The sequence below is a fragment of the Myxococcus sp. CA056 genome (assembly GCF_013336715.1).
In the GTDB taxonomy this organism is placed as follows: domain Bacteria; phylum Myxococcota; class Myxococcia; order Myxococcales; family Myxococcaceae; genus Myxococcus; species Myxococcus llanfairpwllgwyngyllgogerychwyrndrobwllllantysiliogogogochensis.
In genome coordinates, this window is sequence record NZ_JABUMT010000016.1 from 86,919 (window position 1) to 104,968 (window position 18,050).

2 protein-coding genes (1 of these 2 only partly in view) are annotated in these 18,050 nt (G+C 70.5%); both read left to right on the top strand.

The window, feature by feature from the left end; all coding sequences use genetic code 11:
• Positions 1-11,400 (top strand): non-ribosomal peptide synthetase/type I polyketide synthase, encoded by an 11,400-nt coding sequence (locus HUA76_RS38145; protein WP_174463658.1) that lies wholly within the window; start codon positions 1-3, stop codon positions 11,398-11,400.
• Positions 11,397-18,050, top strand: the 5' end (the start) of a protein-coding gene (locus HUA76_RS38150; protein WP_174463659.1) for a non-ribosomal peptide synthase/polyketide synthase. The gene runs 11,502 nt beyond the window's last position; only the first 6,654 of its 18,156 coding nucleotides appear in the window; the start codon lies at positions 11,397-11,399; its stop codon lies off the right edge, out of view. Before HUA76_RS38145 ends, HUA76_RS38150 begins: the two co-directional genes overlap by 4 nt.

Consider the following 18,050-nt stretch of genomic DNA (forward strand, 5'->3'; position numbering starts at 1 on the left):
ATGGCGGACCAGGACCTGACGGGCGGAAGTGGCAACGACATCGCGATCATCGGCATGTCCGGGCGGTTCCCCGGCGCGGCGAATGTGAGGGACTTCTGGCGCAATCTGCTCGACGGCGTGGAGTCGGTCTCCCGCCTGTCGCCGGAGGCGCTGGAGACTTCGCCGCTGGTGCCCGAAGCGCTGCGGAGACACCCGGACTTCGTGCCCGTGGCCGGAGTGATGGAGGGGGCGGACACCTTCGACGCCGACTTCTTCGACGTGCCCCCACGCGAGGCGTTGTGGATGGACCCGCAGCAGCGGGTGTTCCTGGAGTGCGCCTGGGCCGCGCTCGAGGATGCGGCCTATGACCCGACTCGCTACTCGGGGAAGATCTCCCTGTACGCGGGCGCGGCCCCGTCGCTGCACACGTTGGGCATGTTGGGACAGGGGCAACTGGACCCGGCCTCGCTGTACGAGGTGATGGGCACGTCCGGCGAGAACCTGGCCACCAAGGCCTCCTTCAAGCTGAAGCTGCGTGGCGAGAGCCTCGCCGTCTACACGGCATGTTCCACGGGCCTGGTCGCGGTCCACATGGCCTGTCAAAGCCTGCTGCTGCGCCAGTCCGACATCGCGCTGGCGGGCGCGGTGCGTATCTCCTTGCCGCAGCGCACGGGGTATCTCTTCCAGGAGGGGATGATTCTCTCCCCCGACGGACACTGTCGTGCCTTCGACGCGCGCGCGGCCGGCACGGTGCCGGGCAATGGCGTCGCGGCGGTGGTGCTCAAGCCGCTGGCGGATGCGCTGCGGGATGGAGACCACATCCATGCGGTCATCCGAGGCTCCGCGCTGAACAACGATGGTGGCCTGAAGGTGGGTTACACGGCGCCCAGCGTGGAAGGGCAGGCGGATGTCATCGGTGAGGCGCTCGCCTATGCGGGACTGACGGCGGACGACATCGGCTACGTCGAGGCGCACGGCACTGGCACCGCGCTGGGAGACCCCATCGAGGTCGCGGCGCTGACCCGCGCCTTCCGGCGGGACACGGACCGCAAGGGCTTCTGCGCGCTGGGCTCCGTGAAGACGAACATCGGCCACCTCGATACGGCGGCCGGACTCGTGGGGCTCATCAAGACGGCCCTGGTGCTCTCCGAGGAGGTGATGCCTCCCACGCTCCACTTCACGTCGCCCAACCCGGCCATCGACTTCGCGAGCAGCCCGTTCTCCGTCGTCGCGGAGAAGCGCGCCTGGCCGCGCGGAGACGTGCCCCGGCGCGCGGGCGTGAGTTCGTTCGGCATTGGCGGCACCAACGCGCATGCGGTGCTGGAGGAGGCGCCGAAGAAGGAAGCCTCGGGCCCGAGCGCTCGGCCCGCGCAGCTCATCACCCTGTCCGCGCGCACCGCACAGGCGCTCTCCGCGTCGGTGCGTGAGCTGGCGGAGTGGCTGGAGACGGCCCCTGGGAACATGTCGCTCGCGGACGTGGCCTTCACGCGCAACGTGGGGCGCGGTGGCTTCGAGCATCGGCTCGCGGTGGTGGCTGGGGACCGGGCGGAGCTGCTCGCGCGACTGCGGACTCCCAGCAACGGGCGCGTGCTGGAGGATGTGGCGGCGGCGCGCGAGCGGCGCGTGGCCTTCCTGTTTCCGGGGCAGGGCGCGCAGTCGCTGGGGATGGGGCGCGAGCTGTACGGCGCGGAGCCGCTCTTCCGCGAAACGGTGGACACCTGTCTGCGAGTGCTGGGGCCCTCGCTGGAGCAGGTGCTGCGAGACGTGCTGCTTCCGGGCCCGGGCGCGGAGGCCGCGGCACGCGAGGCGCTGGGAGACCCGCGCCATGCGCTGCCCGCGCTGTTCTGCGTGGAGTACGCGCTGGCGAAGCTCTGGGAGTCGTGGGGCATCCAGCCGGGAGCGCTGCTGGGACACAGCTTCGGCGAGTACACGGCGGCCTGCCTCGCGGGCGTCCTGCCGTTGGAGGACGCGCTGACTCTGGTTGCGGCGCGCGGTCGGCTGATGTCGAAGCTGCCCCCGGGAAGTATGACGGCGGTGGGCTGCGCCGAAGAGGTGGTGCGTCCGTTGCTGACGGGAGCCCTCGCCCTGGCGGCGGTGAACGGGCCCGAGCGGTGTGTGGTATCGGGACCGACGGCGGAGGTCGAGGCCCTGGAGCGGGAGTTGGTGGCTCGAGGCGTCGGCGTGCTGCGCCTGGCCGCCGGGCACGCCTTCCATTCGGAGGCCGTGGAGCCGCTGCGAGAGGAGCTGTCGCGCGTGGTGGCGGGCCTGCGGCTCTCCGCGCCCCGGGTGCCGTATGTCTCCAGCGTCACGGGCACGTGGATTCGTCCGGAGGAGGCGACGGACCCCGCGTACTGGGCGCGTCAGATGCGGGCCCCGGTGCGCTTCGGGGAGGGACTGGAGACGCTGAAGGAGGGCGGCTTCACGCTCTTCCTGGAGGTGGGACCGGACCAGGCGCTCACGGCGCTGGCGCGACTGGGACTGCGCGGACACGGAGGGCGAGTGGTGGCCTCGCTGCCTCGGGCCGACTCGAAGGTGGGGGAGTACGGCGTGCTCATGGCGGCCCTGGGCGCGCTGTGGGAGTCCGGGCTCGAGCCCGACTGGAAGCGGGTCTACGCGAACGAGCAACGCCACAGGGTGTCGCTGCCCACGTATCCGTTCCAGCGTCGGCGCTTCGCGCTGGATGCGCCCAAGGTGCTCGCGACGACGACTGCCGCCACCGTTGCGCCCGCACTCGACACCAGCGGCGCGGAGTCACCCGAGGTGATGGACGTCCCCGCGGACAAGGCGGGACCGCGAACAGATGTGGAGCGGGGCGTGCTCGGCATCTGGCGCGAGCGGTTGGGGCGCTCGGACTTTGGCATCCACGACGACTTCCTGGAGCTGGGTGGAAACTCGCTGATGGCGGCACAGATGCTCACGCGGCTGCGTGAAGCCTTCCCCGTCCAGCTTCCGCTCAGTGATTTGTTCGAGGCGCCCACCGTGGCGGGCCTGGCCGCGCGAATCCAGACGCGACTGGGGACCGAGGGACTGTCCGCGAAGGACGGTGTCCTGCCGCCGCTCGTGCGGGTTCCTCGGGATGGGGTGCTGCCTTTGTCGGTGGTGCAGGAGCGGGTCTGCGCGCTGGAGCAGGCGCTCCCAGGCAATCCCGCGCTGAACATGTCCGTGGCCCTGCGCCTGACGGGCGTGCTCGACGTGTCGGTGCTGCGGCGAAGCCTGGAGGAGGTGGTCCGGCGTCACGAAGCCCTGCGCACGTCGTATCCGCTCGTGGACGGTCGGATGGTGCAGCGAGTCTCTTCGGAGGCGCGCGTTCCCCTGGTCATCGACTCCCTCGATGAGATGGCGGAGGAGGCGCGCGAAGCGGAGTGGCGACGGCGGGTCTTCGCGGAGATGTCCCAGCCGTTCGACGTCGCCCACGGGCCGGTGGTTCGCGCGCGACTGTTGAAGCTCTCGGCGCGGGAGCACCTGCTCGTCATCTCGGTCCATCACGTGGTTTGCGACACGTGGTCCCTGGTGGTGTTCAGCTCGGAGCTGGGCGCGCTGTACGGCGCCTTCAAGCGGGGGGAGTCGTCGCCGCTTCCGGAGCTGGCGATTCAGTACATCGACTATGCGGCCTGGCAGCGGAAGTTCCTGGAGTCGGGGGCCTCCACCGCGCAGGCGGCGATGTGGCGTGAGCGGTTGGCGGGCATGCCCGGGCCGCTGGACCTGCCCGTGGACCTGCCGCCTGGCGTGGGGCCCGCGCTCAGCGGAGTCCGACGCGGCGTCGGCTTCTCGGCGTCGTTGACGAGCGGCATCCACGCCCTGGCGCGGCGAGAGGGCGTCACGGCCTTCATGGTGTTGCTCGCGTCCTGGCAGGCGCTGTTGGCGCGGTGGGCCGGCCGCGAGGACATCATCGTGGGCACGCCCATTGGCAATCGGAACCGTCCGGAGCTCGAGCCGTTGATTGGCTACGTCGCGCATGCGGTGCCCCTGCGCACGGACCTGTCGGGTGACCCGACGTTCCGCGAGCTGCTCGGGCGCGTGCGCGATGTCACGCTGGACGCGTACGCGCAGCCGGACGTCCCCTACGAGCATCTCATCCGGGAGGTGGAGCCCACGCGGAACCCGGGCCGCGAGCGCGTGTTCGATGCGCTCTTCGTCCTGCATCCCCGGTTCGATGCGGTCCTGGATGCTCCGGATCTGCGGATGCAGTTGGTGGAAGTCGAGGAGGGGCCGCCGCGGTTCGGCGCGGTGCTGTCGCCGTTGTCCGTGTCGATGGGTGAGGATGCTGGCGGTTTCGCGGGCACGCTCGACTACGCGGTGGAGCGGTTCGCGCCCGAGACCATCGACCGGCTGCTGTCGCACTGGACGGTATTGCTCACCTCCGCGCTCGCGGACCCGGGGCAACCGCTGTCGGGACTGTGTCTGGAGGCCGAGGGCCAGGAGTCGCCCGCGCGCGTGTCTCTCGCTGACTCGTCGGCGCCGCCGAGCACGGTCTCCGCGTTGCTGGAGTCTCGTGCCTCAAGGGCACCGGATGCGGTGGCTGTGTCGACGGAGGGCCACGGTGACTTCACGTGGCGCGCACTGCGCGCGGAGTCGCGCCGACTGGCGTCCGAGCTGCGTGCGAAGGGCGTGGGCCCCGAGGTGCTGGTCGCGCTCTGTCTTGAGCCGTCCGTGGAGCGCGTGGTGGCGCTCTGGGCGGTCCTGGAGGCGGGCGGCGGCTACGTGCTCCTCTCCACCCCCCAGCTCAGGGAACTCGCGGCCCTCGCGCCTGCTGGTGGCCCACCGCCGTTGTTGCTGACGCACGAGCGGTTGCACACGAGCGTGCCGTTGGACCCGGCTCGGGTCATCTCCGTCCGCGCGCTCTCGACGCTGGCGGTGGAGGGAGGCCTTGCGTTGGAGGACTCCGCCTCACGAGGCTCGATGGAGTCCTCGGCGGAGACCCTGGTCTGCCTGGAGTCGCTGGTTGGACCGACGGGAGCGCGACTGCGTGCCATGCACACGGTGCGCACGGTGGATGCGCTGTTCCGGCGCCTCGACTCGAATGCCGAGGTGAAGGAGGGGACCTGGCTGTCGGCGGAAGAGGCGGGGGCGCCGGGGACGGGACTGGAGTTGCTGTGGGCGCTGACGCGAGGCCTGCGCGTGGTGCTGCCGTCGGAGCGTGCCCGCCTCGTGCTGGCCACTTCGAGCGGAGCGGGCACACGGCCTGGGCCCGACTTCAGCCTGTCGTTCTTCGCCAACGACGAGGACTCGCTGGGGGGACGCAAGTACCGCTTGCTGATGGAGGCGGCGAAGTACGCCGACGCGCAGGGCTTCTCTGCGGTGTGGACCCCCGAGCGGCACTTTCATTCCTTCGGAGGGCTCTACCCCCGCCCCGCTGTCGTCGGCGCGGGCGTGGCCACGGTGACGGAGCGACTGGGGATTCGCGCGGGCAGCGTCGTGCTCCCGCTGCATGACCCCATCCTCGTCGCGGAGGAGTGGTCGGTGCTGGACAACCTGTCCAACGGCCGCGTGGGTGTGTCGTTCGCATCGGGCTGGCATGCGAATGACTTCGTCTTCGCGCCGGACCGGTACGCGCGGCGCAAGGAGGTCATGTTCAAGGGCATCGAGGAGGTGCGCACGCTGTGGCGTGGCGGCTCGGTGCTTCGGCGCAACGGCGCGGGTGACGAGGTGGAGGTGTTCCTCCGTCCGCGTCCCGTCCAGAAGGAGCTTCCGTTCTGGCTCACGGCGGCGGGGAGCCCGGACACGTTCCGCATGGCGGGTGAAATGGGGGCGTACGTCCTCACGAACCTGATGGGGCAGAACCTGGAGGACCTGTCGTCGAAGGTGGCCCTCTATCGCGAGGCCTGGCGGCAACACGGTCATCCAGGGCGGGGACACGTGAGCCTCATGCTCCACGCGTTCCTGGGCGAGGACGAGGCCGAGGTCCGCCGCCGCGTGCGCAAGCCGCTGCTCGAATACTTCCGCAGCTCCGTGGACATCCTTCAGGCCTTCGTGGCCAGCCTGGGCCTCAAGGGAGACTTCCGCTCGCTGACTCCGGGGGACATGGATGCCCTGCTGGAGCACGGGCTGACGCGCTACGTGGAGGATGGGGGCCTCTTCGGAACCCCTGACACGTGCGGGCCGGTGGTGGAGCGCGTGAAGCGCCTGGATGTGGATGAAGTGGCCTGCCTCGTGGACTTCGGCGTGGAGGTGGAGGCGACGCTCGACTCGCTCCAGCAGTTGGATGTGCTGCGGCGGCGACATGCGCCGCTGTCCGTGTCGCCGGTGCCCACCGTGACGCTCCACGAAGGGCCGAGCGCCGCCGAGGCGTTGTTGTCCCTGGTGCGCCAGACGGGTGCCACGCACCTGCACCTCACGGCGACGCTCGCCAAGGCCCTGTCGGAGCTGCCCTCCGTCGCCGAGGTCCTGCGTCCCGTGCGGCGCGTCTTGCTGGAGGAGGCGAAGGGAGAGGTCGCGGACGCGCTGTCGCGTGCGCTGCCGGTCGAGGTGTCGCGCCGGGACCCGCTGCTCGGCCTGGGGGCGTGGACGCGGTCCGGGTCTGCTTCACCTTCGTCGAAGGAGCCCCTGTCCTGGGACGTGGTGGATGCGCGAGGCCGCTCCGTGCCCACGGGTGTGGTGGGCGAGCTGGCGGTGCTGGGCGATCAGGCGCCACGCGGCCTCTGGAATGCTCCGGCGTCCGCCGCGCTCCGGCTGCTTCCGGACGGCGGCGCGGGGCCTCGCCTCGCGATGGGGCGCAGGGCGCGCCGCCACCTGGATGGCTCGTTGGAGTTGCTGCCTCCGCTGCCCGTGTCGTCACGTCGTCCGACCCCGCCCCGCGTCGTGGGGCAGTCGAACGGCGCCGCTCGGCGCGAGGGCCCTCCGCCCATTCCGCACGTCTCCCGCGAGCGCCCGCTGCCGCTCTCGTTCTCGCAGCAACGGCTCTGGTACATGGACCGGCTGGAGCCGGGGAATGTGGCCAACAACAACGCGGTGATGCTCGCGCTGACCGGCACGCTCGACGTGGCCGCGCTCGAGCGCGCGATCAACGAGGTGGTGCGTCGCCACGAGGTCCTCCGGACGACGTTCTCGATGTCCGACGCGGGCGGAGTGCAGCACATCTCCGCGGCGCTCGAAGTGCCCCTGCGGGTCTTCACGATGGATGCAGGGGACGCCCGGGGAGTGGACGGCTGGGCGCGGGACGAGGCGCGCAAGCCCTTCGACCTGGAGACGGGGCCGCTGCTGCGGGCTTCACTCCTGCGCGTCCGCGAGAACGAGGATGTGCTGCTGATCGTCATGCACCACATCGTCTCGGATGGCTGGTCCCTGGGCGTGATGTTCCCTGAGCTGGCGAGCCTCTATGCCGCCTTCCTCGCGGGCCAGCCGTCTCCACTCCCACCCATCACGGTGCAGTACGCGGACTACGCGGCCTGGCAGCTCGAATGGATGCGAGGCCCGGAGCTGGCGGCCGAGCAGGCCTGGTGGAGCGAAGTGCTGGCGGACGTCCCCGTGCTCCGGCTGCCCACGGACCGTCCCCGGCCTCCGGTGCAGACCTATCCGGGCGCAAGACTGCCCCTCTCCCTCTCCCGGTCTCTCACGGACGCGCTGGTGTCACTGGGTCGGCGAGAAGGCGCCACGCCGTTCATGGTGTTGATGACCGCGTGGCAGACGCTCCTCCACGCGTACACCGGGCAGCATGACTTCGCGGTGGGCACTCCCGTCGCTGGACGCAACCGACCCGAAATCGAGCCGCTCATCGGCTGCTTCATCAACTCCATCGTGCTGCGCGCGGACCTGTCCGGCGACCCCACCTTCACGGAGTTGCTGGGCCGCGTGCGCCGAGCCTCGCTGGGGGCCTTCGCCCACCAGGAAGTGCCGTTCGAGAAGCTGGTGGACGCGCTCCATGTGGCTCGAGACCTGAGTCACACGCCCATCTTCCAGACGATGCTCGTGCTGCACAACACGCCGCCCATCGAGCTGACCATGGCCGGTCTGCGCCTGAGCAGCCAGGCCGTCCACACGGGGGCCACGAAGCTGGACCTCATGTTGGAGTTGGTGGAGTCGAAGGAGGGGCTGTCCGGAGGCATCGACTACAACACGGACCTCTTCGACGCGGACACCATCCACCGACTCTCGGGGCACCTGCTGCGACTGCTGGAGCAACTGGCCGCGCATCCCGAGCGACGCCTGTCCCAGCTCTCCGTGCTGTCGGAGGATGAGCGTCACCAGCTCCTGGTCGAGTGGGCCACTGCGCCCTCGCGCGAGTCGACGGCGGGCGAGACGGTGACCGCGTGCTTCGCCGCGCGCGCCTCCTCCGACCCCGACGTCGTGGCGGTGGACGACGGCACCCGCCGACTCACCTACCGCGAACTCGATGCGCTGTCCGCGCGCCTCGCTGGTGCGCTGAAGGCGGTGGGCGCGGGCGCGGGGAACATCGTCGCGCTCGCGCTCGCGCAACCGTCCGACGTGGTGGCGGGCCTCCTCGGCATCCTGCGCGCGGGCGCGGCCGTGGTGGTGCTCGACCTGGAGCATCCCTCCGAGCGGCTGTCCGGAATCATCGAGGACACCCAGGCGCACGCGGTGGTGACGTCCGGCGCCTGGCTGGCGCGTGTGCCTTCGCGAGAGGGCATGGCGGTGGTGACCCTTGAGGCCCTCCCGATGGGTGCAAGCGCGCTGCCCTCGGAGCCCCAGCCGCACCAGGCCGCCTGCATCGTCTACACCTCGGGCTCCACCGGCAAGCCGAGGGGGGTGGTGCTGGATCACCGCCAGCTCGTCTCGGCGACGCGGGCACGACAGCAGGTTTATGGCGCCCCCGGAGTCGTGTTGTCCCTGGCGCCGTTCACCTTCGATGCCTCGCTGGCGGGGTTGCTCTGGTCGCTCTTCGAGGGTGGCACGCTGCGCTACCCGGACGTGGAGGACCGCGAGGACCCGAGGAAGCTGGCGGAGCTGGTGGCCAGGGCTCGCGTGACGCACCTTATCTCCGTGCCGGCTCTCTACGCGGAGGTGCTCGCGGCGGCGCCAGCGGGAGGATTGGTGGGCCTGCGCGCGGTGAGCGTGGGCGGAGAGGCCTGCACGCTCGAACTGGCGCGCGCGCATCACGAGGCCCTGCCCTCGGTGCCGTTGTTCAACGAGTACGGTCCGACGGAGGCAACCATCTGGAGCACGGTGCATCGTGTCCGACGGGATGAGCAGGGACATGTGCCCATTGGTCGGGCCGTGCCGGGCGCCCAGGTGTACCTGCTGGATGCCCGAGGTGGGCTGGCGCTGCCTGGCGCACCGGGCGAGCTCCACGTGGGTGGCTCCGGCGTGGCGCGAGGGTACCTGGGCCAGCCCGGGCTCACAGCCGAGCGCTTCGTGTTGGACCCCTTCGACACGCGACCGGGAGCGCGCATGTACCGGACGGGAGACCTGGCCCGCTGGCGCCGCGATGGGAGCTTGGAGTTCCTGGGCCGCGCGGATGCGCAGGTGAAGGTGCGAGGCTTCCGCATCGAACCGGGTGAAGTGGAGGCCGCGCTGCTCGCGAATCCCGAGGTGCGGGAGGCGACGGTGGTGGCGAGGGCGGAGGGGAGTGGGCCCCGTCGGCTCGTCGCCTATGTCGTGGCGCGGAGTCCGGGCGAGGTCGAGGCGCTGACCTCGGGCGCGCTGAAGTCGTGGCTGCTCTCCCGCCTGCCGCCCTACATGGTGCCGTCCGCCTTCGTCACGCTGGCCGCGCTGCCGCGCACGCGTCACGGCAAGGTGGATGCGCGCGCGTTGCCGGCACCGGAGGCCCAGCCGTCGAAGTCCTCGAGCGCGGAGGACGCGGTGCCTCGTACGGAGGTGGAGGCGCGCCTCGCGGAGCTGTGGCGGCAGGTCCTCAACGTGGAGCGCGTGGGCATCCACGACGACTTCTTCGAGCTGGGCGGCGACTCCATCCTCGGCTTGCAGATTGTCACCCGTGCGCGGGCGGCGGGTCTGGAGCTGTCTCCGAAGCAGCTCTTCCAGAACCCCACCGTGGCGAGGCTCGCGACGGTGGCGGGGACACGGCTCGCGGTGCAGGCCGAGCAGGGACCCGTGGTGGGCCCGGTGGCGCTCACGCCCATCCAGCACTGGTTCTTCGAGCTGGGGCTGGAGGAGCCGCACCACTGGAACATGTCGCTGATGTTCGAGGCGCGGGCCGCGCTCGACGCGCCGCTGCTGGAGCGCGCGCTGGCGCGGGTCGTCGAGCACCATGACGCCCTGCGGTTGCGTTTCGCCAGGAAGGAGGACGGCTGGCATCAGACGTCCGTGGCGCCGGGCGTGTCGGTGGAGGTGGCGCGCGTGGACCTGTCGACCGTGCCGCCGGAGGCGATGGGGCCCGCGCTGGAGCGGTGCGCCCTGGAGCTTCAACAGTCCCTGCGCCTGGAGGCGTCGCTCGTCCGGGGTGTGTTGCTGGAGCGAGGTCCCGGACGTCCGGCGCTGCTGATGCTGGCGGTCCACCACCTGGCGGTGGACGCGGTGTCCTGGCGAATCCTCCTGGAAGACCTGGCGACGGCCTACGCGGAGCTCGCCGAGGGCGGCGCGGTGCGACTGCCACCGAAGACGACCTCCTTCCAGGTGTGGGCTCGGGGCCTGGAGGCACTGGCACGTTCGGAGAAGCTGCTCGCGGAGCGCGCGTGGTGGCTGGAGCGGCCCTGGTCCGAAGCCGCGCGGCTGCCGAGGGATTTCCCTGCGGGCATCAACACCGAGGCCACGGCTCGCCGGGTACAGGTGTCGCTGGATGCGGAGCAGACGAAGGCGCTGCTGCACGACGTGCCGAAGGCCTGGCACACGCAGCCGCAGGACCCCTTGCTCACCGCGTTGGCGCAGGCCCTGACGGCCTGGACGGGACGGAGCGTCGCGCTGGTGGACGTGGAAGGGCACGGCCGTGAAGAGGTGCTGCCGGGCGCGGATGTCTCCCGCACGGTGGGGTGGTTCACGCGTGTCTTCCCGGCGCTCCTGGACCTCCGCGACGTGCAGGGGCCCGGCGAGGCCTTGCGCGTCGTGAAGGAGTCGCTGCGCGCGGTCCCGTCGCAAGGCATGGGCTGGGGGCTGCTGCGCTACGTGGCGAAGGACGCTTCGTTGGCGGCGCTCCCTGTCGCGGAGCTTGGCTTCAACCATCTGGGACAGGTGGATGGCATCGTCGGTACGGGAGGCCCCTTCGGACTGGCCCCGGAGAGCGACGGGCTGAGGCAGCGCGCGGACAGCTCGCGGCGGCCGTACCTGCTGGATGTGACGAGCGTGGTGCGCGAGGGCCGGCTGGAGGTGACGTGGACCTTCAGCGAGGCGGTGCACCGGCGAGAGACGGTGGTGGGTGTGGCGGAGGACTTCGTGGCGAGACTGTTGGCGCTGGTGGCCGCCTCGCGAGCGCCCGACGCGGGGGGACATTCTCCGTCGGACTTCCCGCTCGCGAAGGTGAAGCAGTCGCAGCTCGACAAACTGGCGGCGCGGTTCGGAAAGAAGACGCGATGAGCGACAACATCGAGGACCTGTACCCGCTGTCGCCTCTGCAGGGCGGCATGCTCTTCCACGCCATCGCGGAGCCAGGAGAGGGGCTCTACTTCAACCAGCTCGTCTGTGAATTGCGGGGACAGCTGGACGTGGACGCCTTCATCCAGGCCTGGCGGGGCGCGGTGGCGGCGCATCCCGCGCTGCGCACGGCGCTCGTCTGGGACGACGTGGACGAGCCGGTGCAGGTGGTGCTGCGAGAGGTGGAGTTGCCCGTGCGCGTCGAGGACTGGCGCGACCTGTCGGCGGACGCCTTCGAGGCCCGACTGTCGACCTTCCTGGAGCAGGACCGGCGTGAGGGGTTCGACCTGTCGCGCGCGCCGTTGATTCGACTGACGCTGCTGCGAAGCGCCGCCGATGCGTACCGCTTCGTCTTCAGTCACTCTCACCTGGTGCTGGATGGCTGGTCCGTGCCGCTGGTGGTGCGGGACTTCTTCACGCTGTACGAAGGCTCGCTCGCGGGGCGGTCTCCGAGGCTCGTCTCGCCTCGTCCGTTCAGCGACTACCTGGGGTGGCTGGCCGAGCACGACCTGAAGGACTCGGAGGACTTCTGGCGCCGCGAACTGGCCGGGGTCGATGAACCCACGCCGACGGGCGAGGGGGCGGGGGAGGGCACGGGGCGAATCACGCGCACCCGCCATCTGTCGGAGTCCACCACCGCGGCGCTCAACACCTTCGCGCGTCGACACGGGCTCACGCTGAGCACCCTGGTGCAGGGCGCGTGGGCGCTGGTGCTGGGACAGCTCTCGGGCGCCGAGGACGTTATCTTCGGCACCACGGTCTCCGGTCGTCCTCCGGACCTCGCGGGCGTGGAGGACATGGTCGGGTTGTTCATCAACACCCAGCCCGTGCGAGTGCGCTGGTCCCAGGACCTGACCTGGTCGACGTGGCTGCGTCGCATCCAGGACACGCAGGTGGAGGCGCGCCAGCACGAGCATGCGCCCCTGGTGAAGGTGCAGCGCTGGAGCAACGTCCCCGCGGGCACCTCGCTCTTCGACACGCTGGTCGTCTTCGAGAACTACCCGCTGGATGCCGCGCTCACGTCCTCCGCGCGGGCGCTGGAGGTGCGCGACGTACGGGCCCGGGAGGCGGACCACTTCGGCCTCACGTTGATCTCCACCTCGGGCGCGAAACTTCCGCTGCTCCTTCGCTACGACCAGACCCGCTTCACGCAGGCGTTCGCGGATGCGCGACTGGAGCGGATGGTCCTCGTGCTGGAGGCCATCGCGGCGCGGCCGGAGGGGCGACTGGGGGAGCTGTCCCTGTTGTCCGGCGCGGAGCGGCACCAGCTCCTGGTGACCTGGAACGACACACGCGCGGACTTCCCGGAGCAGGCCACCGTGCATGGCCTCTTCGAGGAGGCGGTGGGGCGCACCCCGGACGCGCTGGCCGTGTCGATGGGAGATGTGCGCTGGAGCTACCGCGAGCTGGACGCGCGGGCGAATCAGCTCGCGCACCACCTGCGCGGCCTGGGCGTCCGGCGAGGAACGCTGGTGGGCCTGTGCTTCCGTCGCTCTCCAGACATGGTCGTGGCGCTGTGGGCCGTCTTGAAGGCCGGGGGCGCGTATGTGCCCATCGACCCGGCCTGGCCGTCGACACGGGTGTCCTTCCTCCTGGAAGACACCGGTGTGCCGGTGGTGCTCACCGAGGAGGTGCTCGCGGACGCGCTGCCGGCGACCTCGCAGTTCCTCCTCTGCCTGGACACGGACTGGGCGCGCACCGCGGGTCGCGAGCCCGTGACGCCGCCAGAGCCACTGGCCGGAGCCGGAGACCTCGCGTACCTCATCTACACGTCTGGAAGCACGGGGCGACCCAAGGGGGTGATGGTCGAGCACCGGGGCGTGGTGAACTACCTGACCTGGGCGCAGCGGGCCTATGGGCTCGCGGAGGGCAGCGGCTCGCCGGTGCACTCGCCGCTGTCGTTTGATTTGACGGTGACGAGCCTGGTGGCGCCCCTGGTCGCGGGGCGGCCGGTGGTGCTGGTCCCGGAAGACGTGGGCATCGAGGGACTGGGTGAAGCCCTGCGCGCGGGCAACCACTTCAGTCTGGTGAAGCTGACGCCCACCCACCTGCGCATGCTGGCCGCGCAGCTTCGTCCCGAGGAAGCCGCGGGACGCACGCGGGCCTTCGTCATTGGCGGTGAGGCGCTGACGGCCGAGGGCATCGGCTTCTGGCGCGAGCACGCGCCCGACACGCGCCTCATCAACGAGTACGGCCCCACGGAGACGGTGGTGGGCTGCTGCGTGTACACGGTGAGCGCGGCGGACCCGGTGAGTGGTCCGGTGGCCATCGGTCGGCCCATCGCGAACACGCGCCTTTATGTCCTGGATGCGAGCCTGGGCCCGGTGCCGGTGGGCGTGGTGGGAGAGCTGTTCATCGGTGGCGCCGGCGTGGCGAGAGGCTACTGGCGGCGGCCGGAGTTGACGGCGGAGCGCTTCATTCCGGATGCCTTCGGCACGGAGCCGGGGGCGCGGCTGTATCGCACGGGAGACCGCGTGCGCTGGCGCGCGGATGGACGCCTGGAGTACCTGGGCCGCGCGGACTTCCAGGTGAAGGTGCGCGGCTATCGCATCGAGCTGGGCGAGGTCGAGTCCGTGCTGCGGACACACCCCTCGGTGGGCGACGCGGTGGCGGTGGTGCGCGAGGACGTGCCCTCCGGCGCGAGGCTCGTGGCGTATGTGGTGCCCTCCGGCGCACAGCGACCGGAGTCCTCCGCGCTGCGCGAGTTCCTGGCGGAGCGGTTGCCCGAATACATGGTGCCCGCGGCCTTCGTCGTGCTGGAGGCGTTCCCGCTGTCGGACAACGGGAAGGTGGAGCGGCGAGCCCTGCCGGCACCGGAGCTCACGGTGGTGGAGCGGACCGCCGAGATCGCACCACGTGACGCGAAGGAGGAAGCCCTCGCGAGCATCTGGGCCCAGGTGCTGGGGCGTCCCCAGGTCAGCGTGCACGAGGACTTCTTCGAGCTGGGGGGCGACTCCATCCTCGGCATCCAGGTCATCTCTCGCGCCGCGCAGGCGGGGTTGCACCTGAGCGCGAAGCAGCTCTTCGACCATCCGACGGTGGCGCGGCTGGCCGCGGTGGTGTCCGAGGCACCCAGGGAGGTCATCGCCCAGGGGCCCGTGACGGGTCCGGTGGAGTTGACGCCCATCCAGCGCTGGTTCCTCGCGCGCGAGCTGTCGGGGGCGCACCACTTCAATCAAGCCCTGCGCTTCACGCTGCGCGAGCGGATGGTGGCCGCGCATCTGGACCGAGCCCTCCAACTCGTGCGCGAGCACCACGACGCCCTGCGCCTGCGCTTCACGAGGGACGGGCAGGGCGGCTGGCATCAAGAGCTGATGGGGTTGGAAGGAACCCTGCCGCTGGAGACGGTGGACCTCTCGCGGTGCGCGCCGGGGGCTCGGAGTGCAGAGGTGGAGGCGTACTCGGCGCGGGTCCAGGAGCGCTTGAAGCCCTCCACGGGAGACGTCGCGCGAGCGGTGCTCTTCGACCTGGGGCCGGAGGTGCCTCAGGAGTTGTTGCTCGTCATCCACCACCTGGCAGTGGATGCCGTCTCGTGGCGGGTGCTGCTGGAGGATCTGCTGTCTGCCTACCAGCGGCTTCGCGCGGACGAGCCCGTGCGACTTCCCGCCAAGACGCTGTCCTATCAGTCCTGGGCCTCGCGCCTGGTGGAGCATGCGCGCACGCCGTCCGCGCGGGAGGAGGCGACCTTCTGGCTCGGGCTCCCCTGGGCGCGCGTGGGCTCGCTTCCCCGTGAGGTGGAGGGAGGCGTCGCCAACACGGAGGGTGCTTCGCGTCTGGTGGAGGTGACGCTGGAGCCCGGGGAGACTCAGGTGTTGCTCCAGGACGTGGCGAAGGCGTTCCGCGCGAAGCCGGATGAGCTGTTGCTGGCCGCGCTCGCGCACGTGCTGCGTCGCTGGACGGGGGCATCGTGCGTGCGGGTGGAGATGGAGGGGCACGGGCGCGAGAACCTCTTCGGAGAGGTGGACCTCTCGCGCACGGTGGGCTGGTTCACCAGCCTGTACCCGGTGCTGGTGGAGTCGATGGGGGATGGGCCCGGGGCGTGGGTGCGAGCGGCGAAGGAGGCCGTGCGGCGCACTCCGTCGAAGGGCGTGGGGTTCGGTGTGCTGCGCTACCTGTCGCCGGACCGGGCGCTGCGCGAGCGACTGAGCGCCTTGCCCGTGCCGGAGGTGGGGTTCAACTATCTGGGGCAGTTCGACAACGTGCTGCCCGCCACGGCGCCGCTGCGCTTGTCGGAGGGCTCGGCGGGGCCCACGCACGCACCAGAAGGGCTGCGCGCGCACCTGCTCGACGTGGACTGCGCCGTCAGCGGCGGCCGGATGCGGCTGATGTTCACCCATGGCTCGGGGATTCATCGGACCGAAACCGTGGAGAGGCTGGCTCACGCGCTGCGAGCGGCCCTGCGTGAACTCATCGCGCATGGGACGTCCGAGGACCCGCGTGGACTGTCACCTCTGGACTTCCCCCTGGCGAAGCTGGGGCAGGGTGCGCTGGAGGGGCTCGCGGACCGGCTGGCCTCCCAGGGACAGCGGCTTCGCGACGTGGAGGACCTGTATCCCTTGTCGCCGTTGCAGCAGGGCATCCTGTTCCACCACCTCCAGGAGGACGAGACCCAGCCCTACTTCAACCAGATCGCCTTCGAGCTGGATGGCGTCCTCGATGTGACGGCGCTGACGGAGGCGTGGCGGCAGGCGGCACAGCGCTTCACCATCCTGCGCACGGCGTTCTTCTGGGAGGGATTGGACGCGCCGCTGCAGGCGGTGATGCGCGACGTGGAGCCCACCGTCTCCGTGGAGGACTGGCGCACGGTGCCTCGGGAGGAACTGGAGGCCCGGGTGTCGGCCTTCTTCGTGGCGGACCGTCGGCGCGGGTTTGAACTCTCCGTCGCGCCGCTGTTCCGGCTGGCGTTGTTTCGCACGGACGAGCGCGTCTGGCGCGTGGTGTTCAGCGTCACGCACCTGTTGCTGGATGGCTGGTCCACGCAGTTGGTGACGCGGGATGTGTTCACCCGGTACGAGGCGCTTCGGCGTGGGGTGACGCCGCCGCGGGGAGATGTCCGGCCCTACCGGGACTTCATCGCGTGGCTGGAGGGGCAGGACCAGGGTGCCGCGAGGGACTTCTGGCGCAAGGCGCTCGTGGGTTTCGCGGAGCCCACGCGATTGAATGTGGGAGGTGTGCCTCGGGGACAGGGGGAGCGGGGGGACGAGGAGGTGCGGCTGGGAGCGGAGGAGACGTCGGCGTTCGTCGCCTTCGCCCGGCAGCAGGGGCTCACACCGGGCACGTTGCTGCAGGGCGCCTGGGCGGTGCTGCTGGGGCGCTACAGCGGCGGCGATGACGTGGTCTTCGGTCTGACGGTCTCCGGACGGCCGCCCGAGCTTGCTGGCATCGAGAGCATGGTGGGCATGTTCATCAATGCCATCCCCGTGCGCGTGCGGATGCCCGCCTCACGGCCCGTGGGGCCGTGGCTGAAGGAACTGCAGTCGTGGTTGCAGGAGGCGCGTCAGTACGAGTCCTCTCCGCTGGTGGAGGTGCGCCGCTGGAGCGAGGTGCCTTCGAGCGAGCCGCTGTTCGAGAGCCTCGTCATCTACGAGAACTATCCGATGGAGGCGGGGCTCTCCACGCCGTCGGATGAGCTGGTGGTGCGCAACCCCACGTCGATGGAGGTGGACCACCACCCGCTGACGTTGATGGCGCTGCCGGGACACGAGCTGGTGCTTCGGCTGACCTATGACGCCAGGCGCTTCGGCGCGACGGGGGTGCGGCGGATGCTGGCGCACCTGCGTCACGTGTTGCGCGAGCTGCGTGAGAAGGTGGAGCGGCCGTTGTCGGAGTTGGCGTTGCTCGACGTGGAGGAGCGACGACAGGTCCTCACCGAGTGGAATCCCCTGGCGCGTGATGCACATGTGCCCGTGGCGGTGTTCCGTCCGGTGGAAGCCCAGATGGCTCGGGTTCCCGAGGCCATCGCCGTCACCGATGGGACGCGGGCGCTGACCTATGCGGAGCTGGAGGCTCGGGCGAATCAGCTCGCGCATCACCTGGCGGAATTGGGAGTTTCCGTCGGGAGCAAGGTGGGCCTGTGTCTGGACAAGAGCCTGGACCTGGCTGTCGCCGTGCTGGGCACGCTCAAGGCGGGGGCCACCTATGTGCCGTTGGATCCGCGCTATCCGGCGGAGAGACTGACGTTCATGCTGGAGGACTCGGGCGCCGTCGTGGTGCTGAGTCACTCCCGGCTGGGCACGGTGTTGCCGGTGGACTCGCGCGCGCGTCGCGTGTTCATGGACCTGGAGTCCGAGGCGCTGGCGCGTCAGCCGACCCGGGCTCCTGCTCGAGAGGTTCCTCCGGAGTTGGCGTGTTACGTCATCTACACGTCGGGCAGCACGGGGCGGCCCAAGGGCGTGGCGCTGTCGCATCGTGCGCTGTCACATCTGCTGACGTGGCAGCTCGAGCGGTCCGTGATTCCCACGGCGACGACGCTGCAGTTCGCGGCGCTCAGCTTCGATGTGTCCTTCCAGGAGATGTTCTCCACCTGGTGGGCCGGTGGCACGTTGGTGCTGCCCTCGGAGGACGTGCGTCAGGATTTGTCAGCGCTTCTGACG

What these genes read in the sequence shown, in the direction of transcription:
- HUA76_RS38145 (WP_174463658.1), top strand. Translation starts at nt 1, where the DNA reads ATGGCGGACCAGGACCTGACGGGCGGAAGTGGCAACGACATCGCGATC.